The sequence below is a fragment of the Cystobacter fuscus DSM 2262 genome (genome assembly GCF_000335475.2).
GTDB lineage: Bacteria > Myxococcota > Myxococcia > Myxococcales > Myxococcaceae > Cystobacter > Cystobacter fuscus.
This window is the reverse complement of sequence record NZ_ANAH02000001.1, coordinates 893,541-919,198: the sequence shown is the minus strand read 5'-3', so window position 1 is coordinate 919,198 and position 25,658 is coordinate 893,541. Positions and strand designations below refer to the sequence as shown.

The following is a 25,658-nucleotide window of genomic DNA, read 5'->3' as shown; positions in this document are numbered from 1 at the left end:
CCTTGCCCCGGGCGACCGGGGCCGGGGCGTGGCCGGGTTACTCGGGCTTGGGCTGCTGGGCACGCTGGGGCACCTCGGCCTCGACGAAGATGCGGAACAGCTCGGCGTCGAGCTGTCCGCTCTTCACCTCGCGCTGGAGGATGTCGAGCGCGAGCGGGTGCGGCACGGCCTTCTTGTAGGGACGGTCGCTCGCGGTGAGCGCGTCGTAGATGTCCGCGATGGCCATCATCCGCGACTGCACGGGGATGCCGGCGTCGGGGATGGCGCGCGGGTAGCCCGTCCCATTGAGCTTCTCGTGGTGCGCGTAGGCGATCTCCGGCACGCGCCGCAGGGTGCGCGTCCAGGGAATCTGCGACAGGAAGCGGTAGGTGTGCTCCACGTGGCTCTCGATCTCCTGGCGTTCCGCCTCGGAGAGCGTGCCCTTGAGGATGGAGAGTGACTGGATCTCCCGCTCGAGCAGCAGGGGCTGATTCTGGTCGAACCCGTCCTGGAAGCGCAGCAGCTTGAGCTCGTGCAGCCGCTCGAAGTTGCCCTGGGCGAGCACGCTGGGCCGGTTGCAGGTGAGGACGAACTCGAGCACCTCGTCCAGCTGCTTGGACTCCTGGGCGAGCCGCGCCTCCTCCTCGGCTTCGATCTCCGCCAGGTGCGGGGTGCCGCGCAGCTTCACGGCGGCGATGCGCCGGCGGTAGCTCTGCAGCTGCAAGTCTTTGCGCGCGAGCTGGAAGCGGGAGCGCAGCCCCTCCAGCTCATGGGGGTAGAGCTTCTCGGCCTTGACGAGCACCGGCTCGCGCACACCCACCTTGCCGAAGTCGTGCAGGAGCGAGGCGTAGCGCACCTCCTGCAGCTCGGTGGCGCTGAAGCGCGTGTGGGCGTAGGGCCCGGTGTGCACGTGCTCGAGCGCGCGCGCCAGGGAGACGGTGAGGTTGGCCACGCGGCCCGAGTGGCCCGCGGTGGTGGGATCCCTCGACTCGATGGCCACCACGGAGGCGGAGACGAAGCCCTCGAAGAGGCTGTTGATCTCCTCGTGGAGCAGGGCGTTCTCGATGGCGCCGGCCGCCTGGGCGCCGAGCGCGAGCAGCAGCTCCTCGTCCTCGGAGTCGAAGGCGCCGCCGCTCAGCTTGTTGAGGGCCTGGATGACGCCGGTGACCTCGCCGTTGGCGTCGCGCATGGGCACGCACAGCACGCTCTGGGTGCGGTAGCCGCTGATGCTGTCGAAGGTGCGGTTGAAGCGCTCGTCGGCGTAGGCGTCCGGCAGGTTGATGACCTCGCCCGTCTCCGCCACCCGCCCGGCGATGCCGCTGCCCATGGGGAGGCGGATTTCACTCTTGGAGCCCTGGGCCACCTTGCTCCAGAGCTGGTTGCGCTCGCGGTCCAGCACGAAGAGCGAGCAGCGATCCGCCTCCACCACCTTGCTGGCCTCGTAGAGGATGAGGGGCAGCAGCAGATCCAGATCCCTCTCGGCGCTCATCGCCTTGGTGACGTCCAGGATGGACGTGAGCTTCTTGAGGCGCCGGTTGAGATCGACGGGCTCGGATGGCTGGGTCTGTGGAAGCACCAGGGAAGGCTCCGGAGAGGAAACGGCGCGCGGACTGTAACGGTGCTTCTTACCACGGCCTCGGGAGCCACTGCTTCCTCCCGGGCCGGATGCTTCCCCTCCGAGTGAAACCCCTTCTTCGTCTGTTCGCTCTCCAACCGAGCCAGTACCCATCAGGTGGGGAAGTGGCTAAGTAGCGCCCATGACCCGCCGTGTGCTCGTGTCGCCCTCGCTGCTGTCCTCGGATTTTGGCCGCCTGGCGGAGGAGGTCCGCGCGGTGGAAGCCGCGGGCGCGGACTGGATCCACGTGGACGTGATGGACGGGCGCTTCGTGCCCAACATCACCCTGGGGCCGGTCATCGTGCAGGCGATCAAGAAGGTGGCGACCCGGCCGCTCGACGTGCACCTGATGATCGTCGAGCCGGAGAAGTACGTCGAGGCGTTCGCCAAGGCGGGGGCGGACATCCTCACGGTGCACGTGGAGGCGTGCACGCACCTGCACCGGGTGTTGCAGCAGATCCGCCACGCGGGGGCCCGGCCGGCGGTGGTGCTCAACCCGGCCACGCCGCTGTCGGCGGTGGAGGAGGTGCTGGGCGAGGTGGACATGGTGCTGCTGATGAGCGTGAACCCGGGCTTCGGAGGCCAGGGCTTCATTCCCCATACGGTGGACAAGGTGCGCCGGTTGCGCGCGATGCTCGAGGCGCGCGGGCTGACCACGCACATCCAGGTGGATGGGGGCATCAACTCCGAGACGGCGCGCCTGGTGGTGGCGGCCGGGGCGGACGTGCTGGTGGCGGGCTCGTACGTGTTCGGCGCGAAGGACTACGCCGCCGCCATCCACTCCCTACGCTCCTGAGCACAGGTCCCCGGGCGAGACGCTCTTGAGGCCCGCCATCCTCGCCACCCGGGTCATGAAGGTGTGATCGAAGGGCTTCACCTCGTAGGCGTCCGCGCCCAGCTCGAAGCACACATGGCGGGTGAACTGGTCCTCCACGCCACTGAGGATGATGACCTTGCAGTCCCGTGTCTGGGGGTCCTGCTTGAGCTGGGCGAGCAGGTCCCTTCCATCCTCGTGCTGGTGGATGTCCAGGATGATGACCGCGGGGCGGTGCCGCCGGGCCAGCTCCATCACGTGCCGGGAGGTGGTGTCCGCCACGGACGTGAGGCCAGAGCGACGGGCCTCCCGGGCGAGCGCGGACACGACGAGCGGCTCGTCGTCGGAAATGAGGACAACCGGAGAAGGCATGGTACCCTGGTGGATGGCGCGGTTCGGTGGATGCTCGAAGCAAGCGGCGTTCCGGCGCGGATTTCCTGCAAGATGAGGGGGTTGGAGGGTGGAGCCATGGGTGTTTCATGACCTATGGGTCGTTGGGGACTCCAGGAGTGCACGAGGGAATGGAAAGCAGTGCGTTGGGCGTTGACTCAGCCGGGTGGGTCGGGTACATCCCCGCCCACTTCGTCGGCCCGAGAGCAGTCCCGGCGGAGGTCGTACCGGTAACGGGGAGTGGCTCAGCCTGGTAGAGCACTTGGTTCGGGACCAAGGGGTCGCAGGTTCGAATCCTGTCTCCCCGACCATTAAAAGCCCTGGAGTTTCGCGGACCTCCGTTGAAACTCCAGGGCTTTTGTTTTTTTCCCGGAGCCCTCCGGCCAACCAGCAGATCCTTCTTCGCCTGCTTGGGGCGAACTCGCTCACTGCTGACGCCTGAGCAGGCGAGCCAGTCCACCCAGGCGCGCCGAGACGCTCGGCGGCTTCCCCGTATGCCCGCGTCCGGGTGGAACGCGCATGCGTCGCGCCGTGACGCTGGCCGGAGCACCGCCCCCACGCTCGCCGAGGGCGTCTCCCTCGGAAGCCCCGCCTCGGGTCGCGTGGCATGAGGGGTGCTGAGTGCCCCCGCGCCGCGGCCTTGATGCCCGGCCCAAGTCAGCGGGGGTACTCATCCGTGAGCGATACCGAAGTGGAGGTACTGACCGAGGAGCTGTTCGCGCTGCAGCCCGACGAGGTCACCAATCCCGTGGGCGTGGCCAGCCGTGAGGCGCTCAAGAGCCGCCTGCGTCACGCGGTGGCCGAGGGCGGCGCGCACCGCGCCACCTTCACGGGCGGGGCGATGGACTTCCGCTCCTTCGCCGACGTCTTCTTCCCCGAGCGCGCGCGCTTCGGCAACCAGGACGCGGTGCCGGACATCGGCGTGCGCATCGAGGGCATCGAGGTGGGCACGCCGGGGTGGACGGTGTACGCCTCCTCCGTCATCTGCGAGGGCATCCTCGCCGTGACGCAGAAGGCCCGCGAGAAGCTGGCGCCGGAACTGGTGACTCAGTGGCTCCAGAGCTGCGCGGAGGCGGCCGCGCCACGCCTCGTGAGCGTCTACGCGACGATGCTGCCCCGCGCGCACCCGCGCACTGGTGAGGTGCTCGCCCGGCTCCAGCGGCTCGGCGCGCTGGAAGCCGCGCGCTCCCGCTACGCCCAGGCCCTGCTCAGCGACAACTGGACCACCTTCAAAATCAAGCAGATGACCCCGCCCAACCGCTGGGAGGGGGCCGCCTGGGAGATGTTCCACCACTGGGTGAAGCTCAATGCGCTCGGCCTGGCGCACTTCGAGATCGATGCGCTCGCCGACAGGGTGAAGGCGCGCCTCAACTACCCCTCCGAGGTGGGGTCGGCCGCGTGGCGCGTCTTCGCCCGGGCCCCGCTCAACCAGCCGCTGCGCTTCCAGGACTTCGAGGGCGAGCTGACGCTGGGCCTCAAGGCCGAGGGCATGTTCTCCTTCGGCGGACAGGCGACGCCGGACCCCGAGCGCTGGTCCCAGGCCTTCGTCGCGCAGCAGGGGGGGCGCTTCCAGCGGCCTCGGCCGACGCCTCCGCCCAGCAGCTGCTTCGGCGGCGAGAGCCGGGTGCGCATGGCCGACGGCACCACGCTCCCCATCCGCGACGTGCGCCCCGGCGACCGGGTGGACACGCCCGCGGGGCCGCGCACGGTGCGAGTGGTGGCCTCGGTGGCGCGCGCCCGCCGTCCCTTCTTCCGCATCGACGGGCTGGACTTCCGCTTCAGCGGCTCGCACCCCTTCGCCGCCCACCCCGGCGCGCCGGACGCCCCCGGCTTCCTCGCCGTGCTGCCCGAGGCGGCCCGGCTCGCCGTGCCCACGCTGGTGCGCCACGGCGTGGGGCCGCTCGCGCCCGGGTGCGCGCTCCAGGCCCGTGAGGCCCACGGCCTCGTGCCCTGGCGCGTCCAGCACCTGGTGCCCGAGCCGTCCGGGGACGCCAGCGAGCCGGTGTTCGACCTCATCCTCGACTTCGAGCGCGAGGGCTGCCCCGGCTACTTCATCGGCACCGCGGAGCGGCAGTTCCTCGTGCAGCCGGAGTTTCCCGAGCTGGCCCCCTGGCCGCGCGCCACCACCGCGCTCACGCACGCGCTGGCCACCGTGCTCGCCCGGTTGGAGGTGCTGCCGGAGGACACCGTGCTGGAAGCCGCCGCCCCCGAGCTGATGGAGGACCTGGTGCCCAAGGCGCTCGCCCGCCTGGCGCACGCCCCCGCCGAGGCCCCCGCCGCGCTCCCCGAGGAGCCGCTGGAGGCCGCCGCGGCGCTCGCCTCGCTCCTCCACGCGGAGGGCCCGTATGAGCGCCGGCTCGGCCAGCTCGTGCAGTCGCTCGTGGGCTACCTCATGGCGGACCTGGAGACGGCGCTCGCCCTCTTCTGGCGCGCCGTGCCCGCGCGGGCGGAGCCGGCCCCCGAGGTGCTCGCGGTGACGCTGGGCGCCCTCTGGGGCGCGCGGGGGCTGCCCGGCTCCGTGGCGCTGGAGGTGGCGCTGCCCGGCGCGCCCTTCGTCCCCGTCACGCCCGCCAGCTCACGCGCCGCCACCGCCTTCTTCCAGCCCCTGGACCGCGTGCTCTACGCGCCGTGGCCGCGTGGCGAGGGCGCGCCGGTGCTGCGCGTGCGCGATGGCCGGGGCGCCACGGCAGAACTGCCGCTGTCCGCCGGGCCCACGCGGCTGCGGCGCGCGGACGTCCCGCTGCGCTCCGGGGACGGCCGCACGGTGGCCACGCTCTCCCTGGACGTGCGCGGGCTGTCCACCACCGACGCCGGGGCCGAGCAGCTGCGCGCCACCGTGTCTTCCGGGCCCGCTCCAGCCGTGGCGCTGGGCTCCGCCCTGGGCGCCGTGCTGGCCGAGCGGCTGGCGCGGCTCGCCGCCCACCTCCTGTCGTCTTCCCTTCACCCCCACGCGAGGTCGTCTACCCATGAGAATGCCTGACCATCACCCCCGCTTCGGCCGCGAGAGCGCGCAGGAGCGCACCGACAACCTGCTGTCCTCCCTTGCCGGTGGCGCCCGCCGCTACCGCCTCCAGAGCGCGGAGTCCACGCACGACGCGCGGCTTGGCACCCACGCCGTGACGGTGCTGTGGCCGAACCGCGCCGGGCAGAAGCCACGCCTCTTCGTGGACGCGGTGGAAATCCGTCCCGAGCACCTGCGGGTGGCCAGCGATGGGCTGGGTCTGTCCTGGGCGCAGGGCGCGGGCGAGGCGCGCCGGGCCGGCAGCCTGCGCTTCGCCTCCCACCGCGGCAGCGGCATGGGGCACGTCACCTTCGGCGCCACCGAGGCGCCCGTGTCCATCGTCACCGAGAGCCACTTCCGCTGCACCCTCTCGCGCAACGCGGGCGCCGTGCTCCAGCGCGAGCAGTCGCTCTTCTGGAGCGAGGACAGCGCCGCGTGGAAGCAGGCCACCTGGAGCGGCGAGGCCCTGCGCTGGACGTTGCGCGTGGTGGACTCCGAGGAGGTTGGCGCCCACACCCGTGAAATCGACATGAGCTTCAGCGACCTGCAGACGCAGGTGGGTTGGAAGGCGGGCAGGGACGGCGAGGACTTCGCCTCCACCCTCGTGGATGAGACGGTGAAGGTGGGCGAGCGCACCATCAGGCGGTTGCGCTTCGACTTCAGCATCGATGACGTGGAGGCCATTGCCGAGGACGACCGGAGCGGGCTCGCCCCGGACGACCGCGGCATCGCCACCGTTTTTCCCTTCCTGGGCGCCTTCCACATCAACCAGTGGGCGGACAAGCTCAGCGGGGCCATCGCCTGCAAGGTGGACGGGCAGAGCGTGGCGTACGCCGTGCGGGGCGTGGCGGACAACGACGCGATTGTCGGCCTCTACCAGCTGGAGGGCACGCGGCTGCCCTTCCTGGTGCATGGCGAGCATCTCGAGGTGGCCGGCGCCCGCGCCGCCGTGCAGCGCCTGGGCGACGAGCTGCACTGGACGGGGCTGCCCGGGCACCTGGCCCAGCTGGCGGGCCTGCCCGCCACCGGCATGCTGCGCTTCTCCAATGACGGCGAGACGGTGCTCGAGGGCGGCAACGGCCGCCGGTGCTCGGCCGTGCTGTCGCTCGTGGCGGAGCGCAACACCGTGCTCGCCGCCGCGGACGGGGCCACCGTCGCGGACACCGCCATGGCCACGGTGGACTGGACGGCGCGGCGCCTGGCCGCCGCCACCGCCGCGCCGCAGCTGGACCTCGACGCGCTGATGAACATGATGCCCTACGCCGCCGACGACAAGGGCATCACGCGCGACGTGGTGCAGGAGGAGGTGCGCGGCGACCTCTTCCAGATCATCCACTTCTACATGGAGCCGGCACTGCGCGAGCGCTACATCAGCCAGGCGCCCATCGAGTTGGAGGGGGAGCTGCGGCTCATCGCGGAGAAGGGCGGCAAGAAGGACGGCGAGGAGGGCGTCAAGGAGGTGCGCGAATTCTACCGCGGCCTGGGTACGCCCTACCTCGCCGCGGCGATGCGCTCGCAGAGCAGCGACAAGGGGCTGCGCAAGCTCAACCTGCTGCGCGCCGAGCAGATGCTCAAGTCGCGCATCTCCCAATCGGACATCTACGCGCAGCAGGCGCCGCTGCTCTATGCGCGCCGCTTCCGCATGCGCTTCAAGGAGTTCGCCGACTACCTCAATGACCAGGAGCAGAACGCCACCGCGCATGCGGCGCACATCGCCACCGACGCCGCGAAGTGGGCCGAGGAGATCACGCGGCGGCTCAAGGCGGCTCCCGACCAGCCCACCCGCGACGCCTTCCAGGCGATGCTCGATGACATCAAGGAGGTGGCGGCCAAGGGCCAGGACAAGCGCTACTGGGCCTACGTCGTCTACCGCCGTGTCACCCGCGAGGGCTTCCTCAACCAGCTGCGGCTGCAGCTCAAGAAGACCAAGAGCATGGAGTCGCTCTACGCGGTGCAGGGCGTGGTGACGCTGCTGGGCCTGCTCGACCCGAGCGGCTACTTCGCCCGGAAGTTCTCCGAGACGCTCCAGCTCTTCAACCTGCTGGAGGTGCTCACCGGCACCATGGACCTGTCGGCCAACGTGGACAACCTGCGCAAGGTGATGGTCGACCTCATCCACAAGTACTGCGAGAACCCGGGCGCGGTGCAGGATGAGAAGGTGAAGGAGGTGCTCCAGCACCTGCAGGAGTACGTAAATGCCAAGGGGACGGAGAAGGCCGCGACCATCGTCTCCGGTGTGATGGAGGTGCTTCTCACCTTGATGGGCGCAGGCCAGGCCGGCACGGAGCTGGGCAAGAAAATCTGGGAGGTGACGGGCAAGCGCATCCAGCTGCCCCGGGTGCTCTCGGAGCTGGCCGGCTCGGTGGCGGCGGTGGGCTACTTCGTGGCGTGGGACTTGCGCAACCGCTTCCCGAGGTTCGCCAGCTTCTCCGAGAGCGCGCTGCGCACGCTGTGCACCACGATCTCGCGCGTGGTGATGGTGGGCATGGGGGCCGCGGGCTTCGTGGGCGTCATCGTCAACGCCGCCACCGGGCAGTGGAACACCATGACGGAGCGACAGAAGGCGCAGGCGCTCGCGGTGGCCGTGGGCATGTTCGCCCCCGTGATGGTGGAGGTGGTGCTGGGCTCCGTGGAGCTGCGGGCCGCCTACCGGGTAACGGGCACGGCGGGCGGCGCGCTCAAGCACTGGGTGGGCATCGAGAAGGTGGATGCCCGGGCCATTGAAGGAGCCTACGCCAACAGCATGGCGCGCTACCTGGTGGGCACCACCCGCGCGTCGCAGGCCGCCGCGAGCGCCATGGCCACGGTCCCCAGCTTCTGGGCGAAGCACATGGTGGAGCCGGGCGCCATCAAGCGGCTGCTCGGCGCTGGGCTGCGGCGCGTGGCCACCTGGGTGGTGGGCATGGGGCTGGCCATCTTCAACCTCGTCACCAGCGCCATGGACCTCAAGGATGCCAAGACGACCGAGGAGAAGGTGCTGCACAGCTTCATGGTGGCCGGCGCCATCCTGGACATCCTCGCCATCAGCTTCGACATCGCCGCCTTCGTCGTGGGGGCCACCACGCTGGGCACGGTGCTCAGCGCGATGTCGATGGTGTTCGGCGCGCTGGCCATCCTGGCGGCGATTGGCGGCATCATCACCCTCATCATCATCTTCACGCGGCCGCGGCCCACGGCGGTGGAGGAGTTCCTCGGCGAGCGGGCCCGCGCGGTGGGCCTGGAGATGCCCCACGAGGCCTCCATCGAGAACCTCGCCATCAAGGAGTCGCTGGACCGCAAGCAGGTGCTGGTACGCGGCCTGGGGCTGCAGGTGGTGGGGGACGCCAACGGCTTCGTCACCATCTCCGACACCCCCGTGCAGCCGGCGCAGCCGGTGGAGCCTCCCCCGCCGCCGCGGCGCGCGGCCAGCCTGGGCGCGGCGAAGAACGACCACCACACCGTGCTGGGCTTCCTGGCCGAGGGCGACAGCGGCGCGCTCCTCTACGCCCAGGCCCCGCACTCCGGGGCGCTGCTGGCCAACTTCCTGCTCACCGCGGAGGCCGACGGGACGGTGGGCTTCGTGGGCGAGCGGCTGCCGGGCAATGACGCCAGTCGCCAGGTCTGGACGGTGGAGGTGACGGGTGGAGTGGAGATGGACCAGGACAAGACGGCCCGCGCGGCCCAGGCGCACATCTCCGTCCAGGTGGGCGGGCAGGTGCGCTTCCTGTGCCGCGAGGGCGACGCGCTGAAGGTGTCGGGGACGCCCTTCCTCTGGTGCGTCAGCGTGCAGGACAGCAAGCCCGAGGCGCTGACGGTGCCCGCGCGCCTGGACCTCCAGGTGAGCGACCGTGAGCTGAACATCCCCCTGGGCCTGGAGCGCGGTGACAAGGTGAAGTGGATCATCCGCCCGGCGCTGCCCTCCTTCCTTCGCTTCCTGGAGGACAGCGGCACCATCACCCAGGTGCCCGACACGGATCCCTCGCCGATGCCGGCCACCTCCTACACGGTGACGGTCTCCAACGAGCTGGGCTCGCTCGACGCGAGCTTCCAGCTCTCGGTGGCGTAGGGGAGGGGCCCTGGCGCACTTCCTCGGGAACGTGGAGGTGCGTCACGCCGCCATGGCCGGGCAGAACGGCGCGTCCACGCCACTCGCAAGGCGAGGAAGGCCCGCGCCCGGTAGCGGGTACGCGCGCGCAACCCGCTACCTTCACCTCCGCGGCGCCCCTACGCTCGCGGGGCGGACTTCCCGGCGGAGTTCCCCTTCTCGCTCGTGGTGTGTTTGCGCGCGGTCTTCCCGGCGGGGGCGCTCGCTTGACGGCTCACGCTTCCCCGCTGCCTGGGCGGATGGGACGCCTTCGCTCGGTGGGCGCTCGCGCCATTGCGGCGTGGCTCCCCGTTTCCCGTCCTGGGGGTGACATCACTCGCCGCCTGTTCCGCCATGCGCCGGGCATTCCGGCTCGCGTCGCGCGCCATGCCCCGGGTCTCCTCGAGCACGTCGCTGGACACCTTCAGTCCCCGGCCCGGGGCCTCGAGCGTCCACTTGCGTGCCTTCTCGCCCACCTCCTCCGCGCGCTCGCGTCCCACCTCGCCGAGCTGCCGTGCCCACTCCAGGCCGCGTTCCACCAGCTCGGTGACCAGGTCCCGGCCCCGGTCGAACACCGCCACCAGCGGCATCACCAGGTTGCCGGGCGGCTCATCCGGGAGCATCGGGTGTGGGTGCGTCGGCACCGCGCGCTTCGCGAAGGTGAGCGCGTCCGCCATGGCGTCGAGCTCCCCCTGGGTGAACGTCTGGTGGATGCGGGCGAACAGCCCGTTCTCCTCTTCCTCGATGTGATGCAGCACGTTCTGCACCAGCACGGTGAACCGGGCGTCGAACCGCGGCTCCTCCGGGCTCATCCGCTCGATCGCGGCGAGCTCCCACTTCGCGACCCGGTGCTCCTCGAGCGCCTCGTCGATCCGCTCGATCCACCTCGAATCGTGAGCCTTCACCGAGGGATAGAAGACCTGCTCCTCGATGGCGGCGTGGATGGAAAGCTCCAGGATGATGCGCCGGGAGATCTCCTGCTTCTTGCTGACGTCCCCTCCGTGTTTGAGCGCTTCGTAGCGCTTGAACAGCTTCCGGAGGGTGGCGTGGTCCTGTTTGAGTAGAGAGATGGCGTCCATGGCGCAATGGGTAAGCATCATGACGCGACGCGCCAGGGCCGCCTGCTCGTACGCTTCGTGCGGGTATGGCTAGACGCTTGGTGGTGCGTTCCTGGCGAAGGGTGCCAGGTGGTCGGCCATCGCCTTCCGGTACGCGGGCCGTGCCGCGCACCGTGCGTGGTAGGCCTCGAGCACCGGTTGCTCCGCGACCAGTTGCGTGTGACGCAGGATGCTCAACACCGTCGTCATGAGCAGGTCCGCCGCGGTGAAGCGCTCCTCGAGGTAGTCGCGCCCCTCCATCCAGCGCGCCAGGTCCGCCAGCCGCTGCCTCACCGCCTCGACCGCCTGGGGCCGGTGCTGCTTCGCCCACTCCTCGCCAGGGTGAAACAAATCAATCTCGGCGAGCTTCTGGATCGCCGGTTCCACCGTGTTCAGCGCCGCGAACATCCAGGTCTTCGCGCGCGCCCGGGCGTGAGGCTCGGGGGGCATCAGTGCCTCGGACCGCTCGGCGATGTGCAGCACGATGGCTCCGGACTCGAACAGCACCAGCCCGTCCTCCTCGTAGGCGGGCACCTGCCCGAAAGGCTGAAGACGACGATAGGCCTCGGTCGGTTGATCCTCCGGTCCGATCAACAGCTCTTCATAGGCGAGGCCCGCCTCCTCGAGCGCCCAGCGCACACGAAACTCGCGCACCACTCCCTGCGCGAAAGGCGGTACCCAACGAAACGCGCTCACCCGGATGCGGGCCATCTCTTCATCCTTTCACGGTCAGACGATCAGGAGGCTCGGACCTCCCTCTCCCCGGGAGAACCCGGGGCCCATGGCTCGCTCGTCCGACGCTATCACCTGGTGCGTGAGCGGTGCCCCCGGCCAATGGACACTGACGGGGCGGCTGCCGCCCACGGCTCTAGCCGCCCGACGTGATCTTGTAGGCCAGGCGCGAGGTGATGCGCTCGATGTAATTCTTGAAGATGGGCTCGTCCAGACCGGGCGCGCCGAACTTCGCGCCCCAGCTCAGCGAGGCCCCGACGTAGACGTCGGCCGCGCTGAACTGCTCCCCGAGGATGTAGGGGCCGGGGACGAGCATCTTCTTGAGCGCGTTGATCGTGTCCTCGTAGCTGCCGTAGCCCAGGGCACCTTTGCTCTCGACCGGCGGACGCTTGAACATGGTGTCGAGCAGCGCCGGCTCGAAACAGCCCGCGCCGAAGAAGAGCCAGCGCAGATAGGTGCCGCGGCGCGGGTCTCCCGGCAGCGGGGCGAGCCCGGCCTGGGGGAACGTGTCGGCGAGGTAGGTGATGATCGCGGCCGTCTCGGTGATGACGGTGCCGTCGTGCACGAGCGTCGGCAGCTTGCCCATCGGGTTGATGGCGAGGAACTCCGGCGTCTTGTGCTCCTTCTTCTCCATGTCGATGAGCACGGTCCGGTAGGGGACACCACCGAGCTCCTCGAGCATCCAGTGCACCATCTGCGCTCGCGACTTGGGGTTGTGGTAGAAGACGATCTCGTCGCTCATGTGCCGTTCTCCTGGGGTAGGGGGGCGGGGGAGAGTACGCTGGGTGCTCGCTCGCCAGCATGGAAATCTCCTGGCGGCGGCAGCGCTCGCTGCGCACATTGCCCTCCTGTCGTGAGGGCCTCGCGACTACCCACCCTTCTGGGACTTGTCCTGCTGGGACCCACCCTTGGAGGGGCCGTCCTCGCCGGGCTTCTTCTTGTTCTTGAGCGTCCCCAGGCTGGAACTCCACCACTCCGGGCCCAGAAGCAGGAAGACGCCACCAAACGCCAGGATCCCCAACAGCGACACGATGATCACTTCCATACGTTCCTCCCGGGCCCGGGGCCCCGTCTATCGATGCGCTCGGCGGTGGCCCGGAGCAGCTCGATTTCGAGGAACGCCATGGGGTCCGCCGTTCGCGCGACCAGTGGAGAGCCGGGGGGTCTGGGCCGTGAACAGGTGCCACCCGGGCGCCCTACGACCGGGCAGTGAGTGCCCGAGCCGCCATCGGAACGCCAAGTGGCCAGAAGGGGCGCGACCTTAACGTGAACCCCGGAGGGGGACAACCCGAGGCCGTTTCGAGCCGATGTCTTTTTCCCGCCGAGCTGAAGCAGCCGGGCGAGTGCCCGCTCAAGCCTGGAGGGGAACCCGTTCCTACCTTCGGCGGATGAACCTGAACCACACGTTGCGAAGCCTCGTCCTGGGCATGCCCCGGATGTTGCGCGGACGTCCCGGCGAGCGAGCGGGGGAAGAGCGGCTCGCCCAATACCGGCTGGACTTGAGCCAGGTGGCTCCCCTGGTGGTGATGAGTCCCGCCTTCGTGAAGGGGCGCGACATCCCCGTGCACTACACCGCCGATGGAGCGGGGCTCAGCCCGCCGTTGCGCTGGGGCGCGGGCCCCGCGGGCACTGAATCCTTCGTGGTCTGGATGGAGGATCCGGACGCGCCCACTCCCGAGCCGTTCGTCCACTGGCTCGTCGCGGACCTGGACGCCGGGCGCGACTCCCTGCCCGAGGGCATCCCGGCGCAGGGGGTGGACGTGGCGGTGCAAGGTCGCAACAGCTTCCTGCGCGTGGGCTACACCGGCTGCGCTCCGCCCTGGGGCGACATCCCGCACCGCTACCACCTCCAGGTGCTGGCACTCGACCGCCGCCTCGAACTCGAGCCGGGCTTCGGACGCCAGCAACTCTTCCGGGCCGTGCAAGGGCACGTGCTCGCGTTCGGCGAGACCGTGGGCGTCTACGCACGTCCCGGGTGAGCCCGCCGGGGTGGGCGCATGGGCGCCTCGACCGGGGCGCACGTCTCCTCCAGCGGGGCGGCCGCCCCCTCGCCCGTACCCGCGAGCAGGCGTTTCTCGTTGCTCCGTCCCCACTCGATCATGAGGAGGATGATGGGCTCGAGGCTCTTGCCGAACGGGGTGAGCGAGTACTCCACCTTGGGGGGCACCTGCGGGTAGACCTCGCGGTGCACCACCCCGTCCATCTCGAGTTCGCGCAGCTGGTTGGTGAGCATCTGCAGCGTGATGCGCGGCATGAGCCGCCGGAACTCGTTGAAGCGCAGCGTTCCCTTCTGGATCAGATAGAAGAGGATGACGCTCTTCCACTTCCCGCCGATGACGTTGAGGGTCAATTCCACCGGGCAGCAGAAGTCCGAGGGTTTGCGTTGTTTCTTCATCCGTCCTCCACACTCTACTTTTACTGACTATATGCGAAAATCATGAGTACTTGAATCCAGCAGAGAGTGGGTGAATAAGAGGAGCCTCCAACCGAGAGGTCTCCATGAATGTCTTCATCGTGCACGCGCACGCCGAGCCCCAGAGCTTCAATGGGGCGCTCACCCGTCATGCCCAGAAGGTGCTGAGCGCACAGGGGCACCAGGTCGTGGTGTCCGATCTCTACGCCATGGGGTGGGATCCCGTGTCGGATCGCCGCAACTTCGTGTCACGCAAGGATCCCACCTACTTCAAGCAGCAGTTGGAGGAGTTGCACGCGGCGGAGAGCGGGGGCTTCGTGCCGGAGATCAAGGCCGAGCTCGAGAAGCTCCTGCGGTGCGATGTGCTCATCTTTCAATTCCCCCTCTGGTGGTTCTCCCTGCCGGCCATCCTCAAGGGGTGGGTGGAGCGGGTGTTCGCCATGGGGACCATCTACGGCGGCGGCCGGTGGTTCGACACCGGGGTGCTGCGTGGAAAGCGGGCCATGCTCTCGTTCACGACGGGAGGCCCGGAGAGCCAGTTCTCCGAGGGCGGGTTGTCCGGTCCCCTGGAGCAGTTGCTCTTCCCCATCCATCACGGCATCTTCCGCTTCACGGGGTTCGACGTCCTGCCGCCGTTCGCCGCCTGGAGCGTCGCGCATGTCGCGGAGGAGGCAAGGGCCCGCTACCTCGAAGCCTATGGCCAGCGGCTCGTCTCGCTGGAGACGACGGAGCCGCTGCGCTTCCCGGCGTTCTCGAAGTTCGAGCCGAAGACGTTGTCACGCGAACGGGCCTGAGGTCCACGAGGGGCCGATGCGAGCGATTGCCGGAGTGGTCGCTTCGACCCGGTTGACGGGAGCGGGGGGCGTCTCACTCTAAAAGGGGAGGGAGGGAGTGTGTGTCATGGTCGCCGGAACCCCTGGACGTGCTTTCTACCCTCCATCCCATGTGGCGTATGCCATTGGATACGCCCTCTCCGTGGTGGCGCTCTTCGTGGGACTCCTGGCCGACTCGGTGCCGTGGCTGGCCCTGGGCGCCTGGCTCGCGATCAGCCTGACGGTGCTCGTCATCGACCACGCGGTCGGCCGGAAGACGCCGAGCGCTGGACGTGAGGACGTGGAGGGGTTCGGCACCGCCTTCCGGGGCAGTACCGAGGCGCTCATCATCATCTCGGTGCTGGCCGTGCTCGCCCTGCTCACGGGCATCGTCGTCCGCCCGGCTGGCTGAGCCATGGGGAGGGTGAGCAGGGGAGGGCCTGGCTTTCCGAGCGGCGGTGTCAGCGCTTCACGGGCTCGGCCAGGCCCTTGCGGATCGCGTCGTCCAACAGGGTCCGCACCTTCTTCTGCGCCTCCTGGTTGGCCAACTCCATCTGCCGGCCAAGCTCTTCCATCGGCTTGCCGAGCTCCTCCATCTGCCGGCCAAGCTCCTCCATCGGCTGGGTGAAGACCTCCATCTGCCGGCCGAGCTCCTCCATCTGCTTTTCGAGCGGCTCCATCTCGCGCTCCAGCTCCTGCTCCCGGCGCTCGAACTCCGGGGACGCCGGCGCGTTCGTTCTCTCCAGCCGATGCCGCTCCAGGGCGAGATTGGCTCGTTTCTGCGCCACTGCCGCCATCTTCATTCCGATGGTCGCCTGCTTCTGGCCCAGCTCGGATTGTTTGTGGCCCAGCTCGGATTGTTTGTGGCCCAGCTCGGATTGCTTGTGGCCCAGCTCGGATTGCTTCTCGCCGATGGCCCGCTGCGTGTCGAACGACTCCAGGGTGGCCTTCAACGTCGCCGCGTCCCGGATGATGTACTCCTGGCCGTCCCGGCGCACATAGAGGAGGGGCTCCTTTCCCCCTCCCGCCAGCGCGCGTGCCACCCTCAAGTCCTCCGTCGAGCCGGACATGGTCGTGTGGTGGGGAGGATCGATGAGGACATACGAGAGTGCGGAACCGTCGTCCCCTCGCGGGGCGCTCAGCGCGGGAAGGGGCACGGCGAGGTTGCCCGAGACACCGGGAGCCGTGGCGGTGACGGGGGCCTCGCGGGCGACCACCTGGAAGGGGACGAGCGCCACCAGGGCGAGTCCTCCCAGCACCCAGCGGGCCCAGTGGGGGTGACGCTTCGAATCAGTATCCGCGTGTTCCAGCATGGCGATTCTCCGTTTCAGGGCCGCGAGGTGTGACGGTGCACCGGATGCCGCCGCCGCGGCCGGCGCGCGGGCGACACCAAAGAGGAGCAGAAGGCGTCCATAGTCGTGGGGCTCGGCGCCGGTGGCCTGGAGCGCGGCGGCGTCACAGGCTTCCTCACGGGCGAGCGCGTACTCGTGGCAGGCCCACCGCACGAGCGGGTGGAAGAAGAACACGGCCCGCGCGAGCGCCGGCACCCAGCCGAGCCACAGGTCCCGGCGCCGCACGTGGGCGAGCTCGTGCGCGAGCGCCATGCGCTGCTCCAGGGGAGAGAGCGACTCCAGCGCGCGGCGCGGCAGGATGATCTCGGGGCGCGGCAGGCCGAGCGCGAGGGGGCTCGGCGCCTGCTCGGAGACGAGCAAGGGGGGAACCCGTGCGAGGCCCAGCTCCCGCCCCAGCGTCATCGCGGCCTGGTGGAGCGCGTCGTCCTCGAGCGGCCGGGCCTCGCGCCGGATGCGGCGCAGGCGCACCAGTCCCTGGAGCAGTTCCCGCCCCTGCCATGCGAGACCCCCGAGCCACAGCAGCAGCACCCCCTCCTTCCAGGGCGGACCCTCCGTGGGCGTCTCCTCGCGCACGGGCGCGTGCGGAGCGTCCACCGGCCGCGCGTCGTCGTGAGGCAGCGCGAGCCCGGGGGCCACCGCCTCCCCGCGCGCCGTGGACGTCTCGGGCGCGGGCAGCAGTGGCAGGCGCACCGCTCCCACCGCGCACAGGCCCACCAGGCACTTGAGCGCCACGAGCCACCACAGCGTGGTTCGCACGGAGGCGGGTAGCCTCGGCCACACGCGCGTGAGGGCCCACACCCCCAGCGCCCAGAGGGCCGCCTGCCAGGACACCTGCCACAGCGTCCGCGCCACGGCGAGCGCGAACTCCCTGCTCATGTTCCAGTCCAGCGCGCTCATGACTCCCCCTCCTTCTTCGACTTGAGCCGGGCGACGGCGTCCTCGAGCTGGCGCAGCTCCTCGTCGCTGACCTCGTCGGTCTCCGACAGCCACGTGGCGAAGGGCGACAGCGAGCCCGCCAGCGACTTCTTCACGAAGTCCCCCACCACGCCCCGCAGGAGCTCCGCCAGCGGCATGCTCGAGCTGTACTGGTAGACGCCCTCCACCTTGCGCCGGGTGAGGTGCCCCTTGCCCCGCAGCCGCTCCATCACCGTGAGGATGGTGGAGCGCGCCAGCCCCTGCGGCTCGCCGAACTTCTCCGCCGCCTCCCCCACGGTGACGGGGCCGTGCTCCGCCACCCAGCGCAGCAGCGTCAACTCCTGCTCTCCCACCGGCTTCTTCATGTTCCCGCCCGCGTGACTACAAGTGTCGTCACGAAGCAAGGTACGCCCTGACTACGGTTGTAGTCAAGCCGGGGGGAACGTGAAGCCGTCGCGCCGGGGTGCTCGGTAGGCGACGGGTTTCCAACGTTGTCAGCTGAATGCTCCGACGACTTTTTCTTGTGGGCCGGTGTGCTTGTGGCGGGGAGCGATTCCGGGGCATTGGATGCTGCTCGCCATGAGCTCACTGCAGAAGCGGATCGAGAACGCGGAGTTGTTGGCCAAGGTCGTCCCGGTGGAAGAGGCGGTCAAGCACGTCACCGACGGCAACACCGTGGCCATCAGTGGTTTCACCAAGTCGGGCGAGCCGAAGACCTTCTTCCCGGCCCTGGCCCGGCACTTCACCGAGACCGCCCCCGCCTCGCGCATCACGCTGCTCAGCGGTGCCTCGCTCGCCGACGACGTGGAGGGGCCCATGGCGCCCTTCATCCGCAAGCGCGGGCCGTACATGTCCTCGGCCGCCTCGCGCAAGCTCATCCACTCGGGGGAGATGGACTTCACCGACGTGCACTTGTCCGCCTTCGCGCGCAACCTCATGTACGGCTTCTATGGGGAGATCGACGTCGCCGTCGTCGAGGTGTCGCGCATCCTCGCGGACGGCAGCGTCATCCTCTCCTCGTCGGTGGGCATCTCCGCCGAGGCGCTCTTCCGGGCGCGCAAGGTCATCCTCGAGGTGAACACCGCGGTGCCGGACTACACGGGCTTCCACGACATCGCCCTGCCCGCGGTGCACCCCAAGGTGGGCTGGCCGCTGCCGCTGCTCAACGTGCGTGATCGCATCGGCACGCCCAACGTCGAGTTCGATCACCGCAAGGTGGTGGCCGTCGTCGAGTCGCGCACGCCCGACCATCCGGTGCCCTTCAAGGGCACGAGCGAGACGGACCGCCGCATCGCGCAGAACGTCATCGCCTTCCTGCTCCAGTGCCGCGATCAGTTCGGCTGGGGCGAGCGCCTGCCCCCCATCCAGTCCGGCGTGGGCAACGTGGCCAACGCCATCATCGGCGAGCTCTACACGTCCCCCTTCCAGAAGATCCGGTTCTGGACCGAGGTCTTCCAGGACGGAATGCTGCGCTACCTGGAGGACGACGCGAAGTTCGAGAACGCCTCGGCCACCGCGGTGTCCTTCTCGGCGGACGGGCGCCGGCGCTTCATGGAGCTGTTCGAGCGCTGCCGGGACAAGCTGGTGCTGCGGCCCATGTGGCTGTCCAACAGCCCGGAGATCATCTCCCGCCTGTTCGTCATCGCGATGAACACCCCCATCGAGGTGGACATCTACGGCCACGTCAACTCCACCCACATCGACGGCTCGCGCATCGTCAATGGGCTGGGGGGCTCGGGAGACTTCTTCCGCAACGCCTACGTGAGCATCGTGCACACGCCGTCCACCCGGCCGCTCAAGGACGGGCGCACGGTGAGCTGCGTGATGCCGTACGTGCGGCACATCGACCACACCGAGCACGACATCAAGTGCGTCGTCACTGAGCACGGCTACGCGCTCAACATGGACATCCGCTCGCCCAAGCGCCGCGCCGTGGACATCATCGACAAGTGCGCGCACCCGCACTTCCGTCCGCTGCTGCACGCCTACCTGGACATGGCGGGCGCGGGCGACGAGCCCCGGCCCACCGACCTCAAGGCCCTGGAGGGCTGGTGGCGCGAGTACGGCGAGGCCTGCACCTCCTTCCCCAAGGGCGGCTGAGCCGCGCCTGACGCGTCAACACCCCGTGCTGACACGTCAGGCATGGGCCCTGACAGGCCCTGCCCCGGGGGGGGCCAGACACATGGGCATGAGGCTTGCTAATGTGCGCGGAGCCGCCGCCCCAAGGACGGCGGCCCCATCCTCAAAGGCATCCCCGTTCCCATGGAATCACTCATCGAGCAGCTCAAGACCCTGGCCCTCACGCAGGCCCTCCCCTTCTTCATGAAGCTGGGTGCCGCGATCGTCCTCTGGTTCGTGGGGCGCTCACTCATCGCCGGTTTCCAGCGCGTGCTGAACATCGCGCTCAACAAGCGCAAGCTGGACGCCACGCTCATCCGCTACACCGAGTCGCTCTTCTCGGGTGCCTTCACCATCCTGCTGCTGCTGGCGCTGCTGGGGATGATGGGCATCGAGACCACCTCGTTCGCCGCGCTGCTGGCGGCGGCGGGCGTCGCCATCGGCTCGGCGTGGGCGGGCCTGTTGGGCAACTTCGCCGCGGGCGTCTTCCTGCTCGTGCTGCGGCCCTTCCGCGTCGGAGACTCGATCTCCTCGGCGGGGGTGGCGGGCACGGTCCAGGAGGTCGGTCTGTTCGTCACCGTCCTCGAGACGCCGGACAACCTGCGCATCATCGTGGGCAACAGCCGGTTGCTCGGCGACAACATCGTCAACTACAGCCACCACGCCAACCGGCAGGTCTCCATCAAGGTGCCGCTGCGGCACGGGGCCGACGTCGCCGCGATCAAGCGGGCCCTGGAGGAGCGGGTGGCCGCGGTGCCGGGGGTGCTGGCTCAGCCCGCGCTCTCCATCGGCTTCGCGGATTTCACCGTGAAGGGCCCCGTGCTGATGGTCCAGGCGTGGTGCCAGAACGCGTCGTTCGGCCCGGTGTCGGGCGGCATGGGCGAGGCCATCGCGGAGGCCCTGATCCTCTCGGGCTACGCCGCTCCCCAGGGCAACGTCGCTCCGCAGATCGCCAAGGTCGGCTGAAGGCCAGGCGGACCCTCACCGCGAGCGCGTCCAACGACTCGCGGAGAGCACGCTCATCACCGCGGTGGAGTCGAGCAGGACTCGGGGTGGAGCCGGGGTTCATTTGAGGTGGCGCCCTGGCGGCCCACCCGCTAGGCAGGGCGGATGCGGACCACGCAACGCCCCCTGACTACCCTGGCCCTCGCCCTGTGTCTCTTCATGGCGGCCCTGGAGATGACGGTCGTCTCCACGGCCATGCCCACGGTGGTCAGCGACCTGGGCGGGCTGCACAGCTACGCGTGGGTCTTCACCGCGTACATGCTCGCCTCCACCATCACCGTCCCCATCTACGGCAAGCTCTCGGATCTCTACGGCCGCAAGCCCGTGCTCCTCTTCGGCGTGGGCCTGTTCCTCGTGGGCTCCATCGCCAGTGGCCTGGCCACGTCCATGGGCATGCTCATCGCCTTCCGCACGCTCCAGGGGCTCGGGGCGGGCGCCATGCAGCCCGTGGCGCTCACCGTGGTGGGGGACCTCTACACGCTCGAGCAGCGCGCCCGCGTCCAGGGGGCCTTCAGCGCCGTGTGGGGCATCGCCGGCCTGGTGGGTCCCCTCACCGGCGGGCTCATCGTGAAGTACCTCACCTGGCATTGGATCTTCTTCGTCAACGTCCCCATCGGCGTGGGCGCGATGTTCCTGCTCGGCGTCTTCTTCCATGAGCGCGTCGAGCGCAAACCCCAGCGGCTGGACATCGCGGGGGCGGTGCTGCTCTCCGCGGGCGTGGTGCTGCTGCTCATCGGGGTGCAGGGCATGGAGCACCAGCTCCCCGCGCTCCTGGGGGCGGGGGTGCTGCTCGCCGCCTTCGTGTTCGTGGAGCTCCGGGCGGCCGAGCCCCTCCTGCCGATGTCGCTCTTCCGGATTCCCGCCATCGCCATCTCCTCGGTGGCCGGAGCGCTCTTCTCCTCCGCGCAGTTCGGTGCCACCACCTACGTGCCGCTGTACGTGCAGGCCGTGCTGGGCGGCTCGCCCACGCTGGCCGGAGGGATGATCACCCCGATGATCGTCGGCTGGCCCCTGGCGAGCCTCCTGGCGGGGCGGCTCATCCTCCGGATGGGCTTCCGCCCGCTCATCATCGGCGGTTTCGGGATGGCGGGCGCGGGCACGGCGCTGATGGCGCTGCTGCTCAAGCCGGGCGCGTCCCTGCTCGTCCCCGAGGTGGCCATGGGGGTGTTCGGCCTCGGCCTGGGCTTCGCCTCCACGTCGCTGCTCATCGCGGTGCAGACGAGCGTGGGCTGGGAGCTGCGAGGCGTGGCCACCGCGAGCAACATGTTCTTCCGCACCATCGGCGGGGCGCTGGGCGTGGGACTGATGGGCGGGGTGATGGTGTCCAAGCTGATGGAGGATCCCCACATTCCCCTGTCCGCGGCCAATCAGATCCTCAGTCCCGATCATGGTCGGGGCCTCGCGCCCGAGGTTCTGCGCACGCTCGGTGATGCGCTCGGCCGCGGCCTGTCCCTCAACTTCTGGCTCATCTGCGCCTCGGCCCTGGGCGCCTTCTCCGCCGGGCTCTTCTTCCCCCGGACCCGGCGCCCCACGCCCACGACGCTTCCCTCCAGCGACGCGGTGGCGCCGCACTGAGGAGTTCCCCTCGCGCACATGGGAGTGGCACGCTTGCACCCATGTCCCGGATCATCCTGCTTCTTCGCGGCGTCAACGTGGGCGGTCATCGCAAGGTGCCCATGGAGCAGCTCCGTCAGACGTGCCGCGACATCGGCTTCGGCGACGTCGAGAGCTACATCCAGAGTGGCAACCTCGTCGTCACCGCTCCTGGGGGCGCGGATGAAGCCGCCGCGATGCTCGAGGCGGCGCTGCAACAGCGCTTCGGCTTCGCGGTGGATGTGATCGCCCGGACCGCCCGGCAGTGGGCGGCCTATGCCGCCGGCAGCCCCTTCCCGGACGCCGCCGAGAAGCAGCCGAACCTCCTGCACCTGGCGCTGTCCAAGCAGAAGCCCAGGCCGGGCGCGGTCGCCGCGCTTCGCGAGCGCGCCAGTGCTGGCGAGCTGATCGAGGCCGCGGGCGACGCGCTCTGGGTGCTGTATTCCAACGGCGTGGCTGGGACGAAGCTCGGCCCGGCGGTGCTCGACAAGGCCGTGGGCTCCCCCGTTACCGCGCGCAACTGGAGGACGGTGCTGAAGCTACACGAGCTGGTGAAGGGCTTGCCCGCCTGACCGCTCGCGGGGTGGGGGAACGGCCAGACACGGGCCCGTTCCCCGATGCGCTTGTCCCGGTTCCAGGCGCGTCCTCACCTTCCCTCAAATGGAGGTCATCGCGATGAAGCGTGAGCGTCTGCCGTGGGCTCTCGGATGGGCGAGCCTGGGAATTGGACTGACGGAGTTGGCTTTCGCGGAGGGCATCTGCCGCGTGCTGGGCCTGTCGAAGTACCGCGCCGACCGGGTGCGGGCCCTGGGCCTTCGGGAGCTCGCCAGCGGATGGGGCCTCTTGCGTGAGCCCCAGCGGCGGGACTGGGTCTGGGCGCGCGTGGCGGGGGATGCCATGGATCTCACGCTCCTGGCGGTGACCTTCGGCAAGCCGCGCGCGAGCCGCGTCTGGCAAGGCGTCCTCACCGCCGCGGTCGCCGGAGTGACGATCGTGGACCTCTACGCCGCCCTGACGCGGGCCGCTCCACTTCGGCGCTCGAAGGCCGTGGCGCCGTCGCTGGGGATGGACGTGGGCCGCGACGTCCCCGCGGAGAGTTGGCGGGGAAGTGGCCTGGCCGAGGACGTGGGCGTGAATGGCGCGCGAGGCGATGCGGGCGCGTCGGAAGAAGCCCGGCAGCGCATGATGGATGAGGCCGCGCGGAGACTGGGGCTGCCGGAAGTCTAGGGCACCCGACGCTTGCACCGGAGCTTCAGCTTAAACAGGTTTTACACGAAAAAAAGAAATAGATAGGGTTCATCCGCCATGAACCCTATCTCCACCCGTACCGTCGTCCTTCCATTGCTCACGGCGCTCGCCGTCGTCCTGCCGGGCGCGGCGAGCCGGGCGGGGACGGTGGCCGAGTACCCCGAGTTTCCCTATCCCTCCACCGCGTACTCCGAGCCCTATCGGGGCCAGTTCCACTTCAGCTCCCGGTGGGGCTGGATGAACGACGTCAACGCGCCGCTGTACTACCAGGGCACGTACCACCTCTTCTTCCAGCACAACCCGCACGGACTGGCGTGGGACACCATGCATTGGGGCCACGCCACCAGCCCGGACCTGGTGCATTGGACCCAGCTGCCGATGGCGCTCGAGCCCGGTGTGCATCCTGGGGACCTGTGGTCGGGTGGCGGGGTCGTGGACGTGAACAACACCTCGGGCCTGCGCACCGGCACCGAGCAGCCCATCGTCGTGTTCTCCGGGACCAACGGCGTCATCGTCCATTACAGCAACGACGCGGGCCGGACGTTCCAGACCTATGACGGTGGCCGCAAGGTCGTCACCCCCGCGGGCACCAGCCGCGACCCCAAGGTGTTCTGGCACGCACCCACGGCGCGGTGGGTGATGGTCGTCTGGTCCGACGCTGGAGGCAACGGGGTGGAGCTGTACACCTCGCCGGACCTGCTGCACTGGACGTGGAGCAGCCGGTACAAGGCGGACTGGCTCTTCGAGTGCCCGGACTTCTTTCCGCTCGCGGTGGACGGCAACGCGTCCAACACGAAGTGGGTCATGACGGATGCCAGTGGCGAGTACGTCCTCGGCTCGTTCAATGGCCTGACGTTCACGCCGGAGTGGAGCGTGCCCCAGCGGATGGACATGGGGCGCAACAGCTTCGATGGTTCGTTCTACGCGGGGCTCGTCTTCAGCAACATGCCCGACGGGCGCACCGTGCAGATGGTGTGGATGCCGGGCAACTCCGGAAGCACCTGGACGGGCAGTGCCTCCTTTCCCGCCGAGCTGAAGCTGCGGACGTTCCCCGAGGGCGTGCGGCTCACCCGCTACCCCGTCGCGGAGATCGAGTCCCTGCGCACCTCGAGCGCGTCATGGACCAGCCGCACCCTCACCACCGACCCGGCGACGGATCCGCTCACGGGCATCCTCGCCGACACCTACGAGCTGCTCGCCGAGTTCGATCTCACGGGCGCCACGGCGTCGCGCTTCGGCTTCAAGCTGCATGCCCGGAGCGATGGAACCGCGGATCGCGTGGTGGTGTATGACCGGGTCGCGCAGATGCTGGCCGGGGCCGCGATGTCGCCGGTGAATGGCCGGGTGAAGATGCGCCTGCTCGTCGACCGGGGACAGTTGGAGGTGTTCGGCAACGACGGCCGGGTGTCCTTGACCGAGAACATCAAGTTCAACTCGGCCACGACCAGTCAGGGCATCCGCCTCTATGCGGAAGGCGGCAGCGTGAAGCTGGTCTCGCTGCAACTCTACCGGCTGGGCTCCGCCTGGGCCGGTGGCGAGCCCACGCTCGACACCAACCTCGCCGGGATCTGGACGGCCGTGCGCGGCGCCTGGTCGGACGTGACGGGGGGCAAGCAGGGCACGGCGGCGAGCGCCACCGATATCTTCTATCTCAGCTCGCAGACGGGCACGGACTTCACCTACGAGGGCGACGTGCTCGTGGTCAGCGGGGTGGCCGCGGCGCTGACCTTCCGCTCGAACGCCGACGCGACCCAGCACTACACGGCCACCCTGGACACCCAGGCGGGGGTCAAGCTGTGGCGTCCGGGGCGGGACATCGCCGTGAATCCCGTGCCCATCGTTGCGGGACGGACGTACCACCTCAAGGTGGTCGCCCAGGGGTCCAACTTCAAGGTGTACCTGGACAACGGCGCCGTGCCCGTCATCGACGCCACCGACACCACCCATGTCAGCGGGCGCTTCGGGTTCAACGTCTACTCGGGCACGGGACTCCTGAAGAACATTCGCGTGAACGCCACCAGCTTCCGCTCCAACCTCGCCGGGCCGTGGAGTTCCACCGTGGGCACCTGGACCGAGCCGCTTGGTGGCAAGCAGGGCTCGGTGGTGGGTGACGGTTTCTACCTCAGCTCGCAGACGGGCACGGACTTCACCTACGAGGGCGATGTGCGCGTGATCAACGGGGGCCTGGCCTACGGAGGCGCGGCGGCGCTGACGTTCCGCGCCAACGCCAACGCGACGCAACACTACACGCTCAACGTGGACACCCTGGGCATGGTCAAGCTGTGGCGTCCGGGGAAGGACATCGCCGTGTACCACACGCCCATCCTGGCGGGGCGCACGTACCACCTGAAGGTCATCGCCACGGGCTCCCGCTTCCGGGTGTACCTGGACAACGGCACCACGCCCATCATCGACGCCACCGACACCGCCTATGTCAGCGGGCGCTTCGGGCTCAACGTCCACGACGCCACGGCCCTGTTCCAGCACATCCGTGTGAGCCCGTGACGCTGG

21 protein-coding genes and 1 tRNA gene are annotated in these 25,658 nt (G+C 69.4%); 13 read left to right on the top strand and 9 right to left on the bottom strand.

The features are described from left to right. Nucleotides 1-37: 37 nt before the first annotated feature. Entirely contained in the window at nt 38-1,555 is a 1,518-nt protein-coding gene (locus D187_RS03580; protein WP_002628814.1) for a GAF and HD-GYP domain-containing protein, read from the bottom strand. 181 nt (nt 1,556-1,736) lie between these two features. Here D187_RS03580 and rpe point away from each other — a divergent pair, with 181 nt between their 5' ends. Continuing rightward, complete coding sequence (gene rpe / locus D187_RS03575; protein WP_043427898.1) at nt 1,737-2,390, top strand: ribulose-phosphate 3-epimerase; 654 nt, start codon at nt 1,737-1,739, stop codon at nt 2,388-2,390. Here the strand turns inward: rpe and D187_RS03570 are convergent. After that, nucleotides 2,379-2,780: a response regulator gene (locus D187_RS03570; protein ID WP_002628816.1), complete on the bottom strand. Its 402-nt coding sequence runs from the start codon at nt 2,778-2,780 to the stop codon at nt 2,379-2,381. The two genes, rpe and D187_RS03570, sit on opposite strands and share 12 nt — an antisense overlap. Nucleotides 2,781-3,032: 252 nt before the next feature. On the opposite strand from D187_RS03570, the gene D187_RS03565 reads away from it, so the two are divergent. The 3 genes from D187_RS03565 (at nt 3,033) to D187_RS03555 (ending at nt 9,844) form a co-directional block, all read left to right on the top strand. Further along, a tRNA-Pro gene (locus tag D187_RS03565) sits at nt 3,033-3,109 on the top strand. A gap of 365 nt (nt 3,110-3,474) precedes the next feature. After that, the gene (locus D187_RS03560; RefSeq protein WP_043427893.1) at nt 3,475-5,778 is read left to right on the top strand and encodes a Hint domain-containing protein; all 2,304 of its coding nucleotides are present in this window, start codon (nt 3,475-3,477) and stop codon (nt 5,776-5,778) included. Further along, nucleotides 5,765-9,844: a hypothetical protein gene (locus D187_RS03555; protein WP_002628818.1), complete on the top strand. Its 4,080-nt coding sequence runs from the start codon at nt 5,765-5,767 to the stop codon at nt 9,842-9,844. The genes D187_RS03560 and D187_RS03555 overlap by 14 nt, the downstream gene beginning before the upstream one ends. A gap of 158 nt (nt 9,845-10,002) precedes the next feature. On the opposite strand, the gene D187_RS49350 is transcribed toward D187_RS03555, so the two are convergent. The 4 genes from D187_RS49350 to D187_RS56685 form a co-directional block, all read right to left on the bottom strand. Further along, nucleotides 10,003-10,962, bottom strand: coding sequence for a hemerythrin domain-containing protein (locus D187_RS49350; RefSeq protein ID WP_081713540.1), 960 nt, complete (start codon nt 10,960-10,962; stop codon nt 10,003-10,005). Nucleotides 10,963-11,010: 48 nt separating this feature from the next. Next, nucleotides 11,011-11,670, bottom strand: coding sequence for a glutathione S-transferase family protein (locus D187_RS03545; RefSeq protein ID WP_002628820.1), 660 nt, complete (start codon nt 11,668-11,670; stop codon nt 11,011-11,013). Nucleotides 11,671-11,827: 157 nt separating this feature from the next. Beyond that, nucleotides 11,828-12,433 (bottom strand): glutathione S-transferase family protein, encoded by a 606-nt coding sequence (locus D187_RS03540; RefSeq protein ID WP_002628821.1) that lies wholly within the window; start codon nt 12,431-12,433, stop codon nt 11,828-11,830. A 126-nt stretch (nt 12,434-12,559) separates the two neighbouring features. Further along, the gene (locus D187_RS56685; protein WP_169433411.1) at nt 12,560-12,736 is read right to left on the bottom strand and encodes a hypothetical protein; all 177 of its coding nucleotides are present in this window, start codon (nt 12,734-12,736) and stop codon (nt 12,560-12,562) included. A gap of 361 nt (nt 12,737-13,097) precedes the next feature. Here D187_RS56685 and D187_RS03535 point away from each other — a divergent pair, with 361 nt between their 5' ends. After that, nucleotides 13,098-13,670 (top strand): YbhB/YbcL family Raf kinase inhibitor-like protein, encoded by a 573-nt coding sequence (locus D187_RS03535; protein ID WP_245591586.1) that lies wholly within the window; start codon nt 13,098-13,100, stop codon nt 13,668-13,670. On the opposite strand, the gene D187_RS03530 is transcribed toward D187_RS03535, so the two are convergent. Then, entirely contained in the window at nt 13,652-14,086 is a 435-nt protein-coding gene (locus D187_RS03530) for a winged helix-turn-helix transcriptional regulator (protein ID WP_002628824.1), read from the bottom strand. The genes D187_RS03535 and D187_RS03530 overlap by 19 nt on opposite strands. Before the next feature lie 104 nt (nt 14,087-14,190). Here D187_RS03530 and D187_RS03525 point away from each other — a divergent pair, with 104 nt between their 5' ends. Then, a complete protein-coding gene (locus D187_RS03525; RefSeq protein WP_002628825.1) occupies nt 14,191-14,898 on the top strand; it encodes an NAD(P)H-dependent oxidoreductase in 708 nt (235 codons plus the stop codon). Nucleotides 14,899-15,004: 106 nt separating this feature from the next. After that, nucleotides 15,005-15,328 carry a hypothetical protein gene (locus D187_RS03520; protein ID WP_155893131.1) on the top strand — a complete coding sequence of 108 codons (324 nt, stop codon included), beginning with the start codon at nt 15,005-15,007 and terminating at the stop codon, nt 15,326-15,328. Nucleotides 15,329-15,377: 49 nt separating this feature from the next. Here D187_RS03520 and D187_RS49345 read toward each other — a convergent pair whose 3' ends face one another. Next, on the bottom strand, nt 15,378-17,165 hold the full coding sequence (locus D187_RS49345; RefSeq protein ID WP_002628827.1) for a M56 family metallopeptidase: 1,788 nt from the start codon (nt 17,163-17,165) through the stop codon (nt 15,378-15,380). Next, on the bottom strand, nt 17,162-17,548 hold the full coding sequence (locus tag D187_RS03510; RefSeq protein ID WP_002628828.1) for a BlaI/MecI/CopY family transcriptional regulator: 387 nt from the start codon (nt 17,546-17,548) through the stop codon (nt 17,162-17,164). The genes D187_RS49345 and D187_RS03510 overlap by 4 nt, the downstream gene beginning before the upstream one ends. A 214-nt stretch (nt 17,549-17,762) precedes the next feature. Here D187_RS03510 and D187_RS03505 point away from each other — a divergent pair, with 214 nt between their 5' ends. From D187_RS03505 to D187_RS03480, 6 genes are all read left to right on the top strand, one after another. Continuing rightward, nucleotides 17,763-19,283: an acetyl-CoA hydrolase/transferase C-terminal domain-containing protein gene (locus tag D187_RS03505; RefSeq protein ID WP_043428261.1), complete on the top strand. Its 1,521-nt coding sequence runs from the start codon at nt 17,763-17,765 to the stop codon at nt 19,281-19,283. Nucleotides 19,284-19,445: 162 nt separating this feature from the next. After that, nucleotides 19,446-20,267: a mechanosensitive ion channel family protein gene (locus D187_RS03500; RefSeq protein WP_002628830.1), complete on the top strand. Its 822-nt coding sequence runs from the start codon at nt 19,446-19,448 to the stop codon at nt 20,265-20,267. A gap of 144 nt (nt 20,268-20,411) precedes the next feature. Further along, complete coding sequence (locus D187_RS03495) at nt 20,412-21,881, top strand: MDR family MFS transporter (protein WP_002628831.1); 1,470 nt, start codon at nt 20,412-20,414, stop codon at nt 21,879-21,881. Nucleotides 21,882-21,922: 41 nt separating this feature from the next. Further along, on the top strand, nt 21,923-22,471 hold the full coding sequence (locus D187_RS03490; protein ID WP_002628832.1) for a DUF1697 domain-containing protein: 549 nt from the start codon (nt 21,923-21,925) through the stop codon (nt 22,469-22,471). A 103-nt stretch (nt 22,472-22,574) separates the two neighbouring features. Then, nucleotides 22,575-23,126, top strand: coding sequence for a hypothetical protein (locus tag D187_RS03485; RefSeq protein ID WP_043427885.1), 552 nt, complete (start codon nt 22,575-22,577; stop codon nt 23,124-23,126). Nucleotides 23,127-23,204: 78 nt separating this feature from the next. Further along, on the top strand, nt 23,205-25,652 hold the full coding sequence (locus D187_RS03480; RefSeq protein ID WP_002628834.1) for a glycoside hydrolase family 32 protein: 2,448 nt from the start codon (nt 23,205-23,207) through the stop codon (nt 25,650-25,652). The last annotated feature ends 6 nt before the right edge of the window (nt 25,653-25,658 follow it).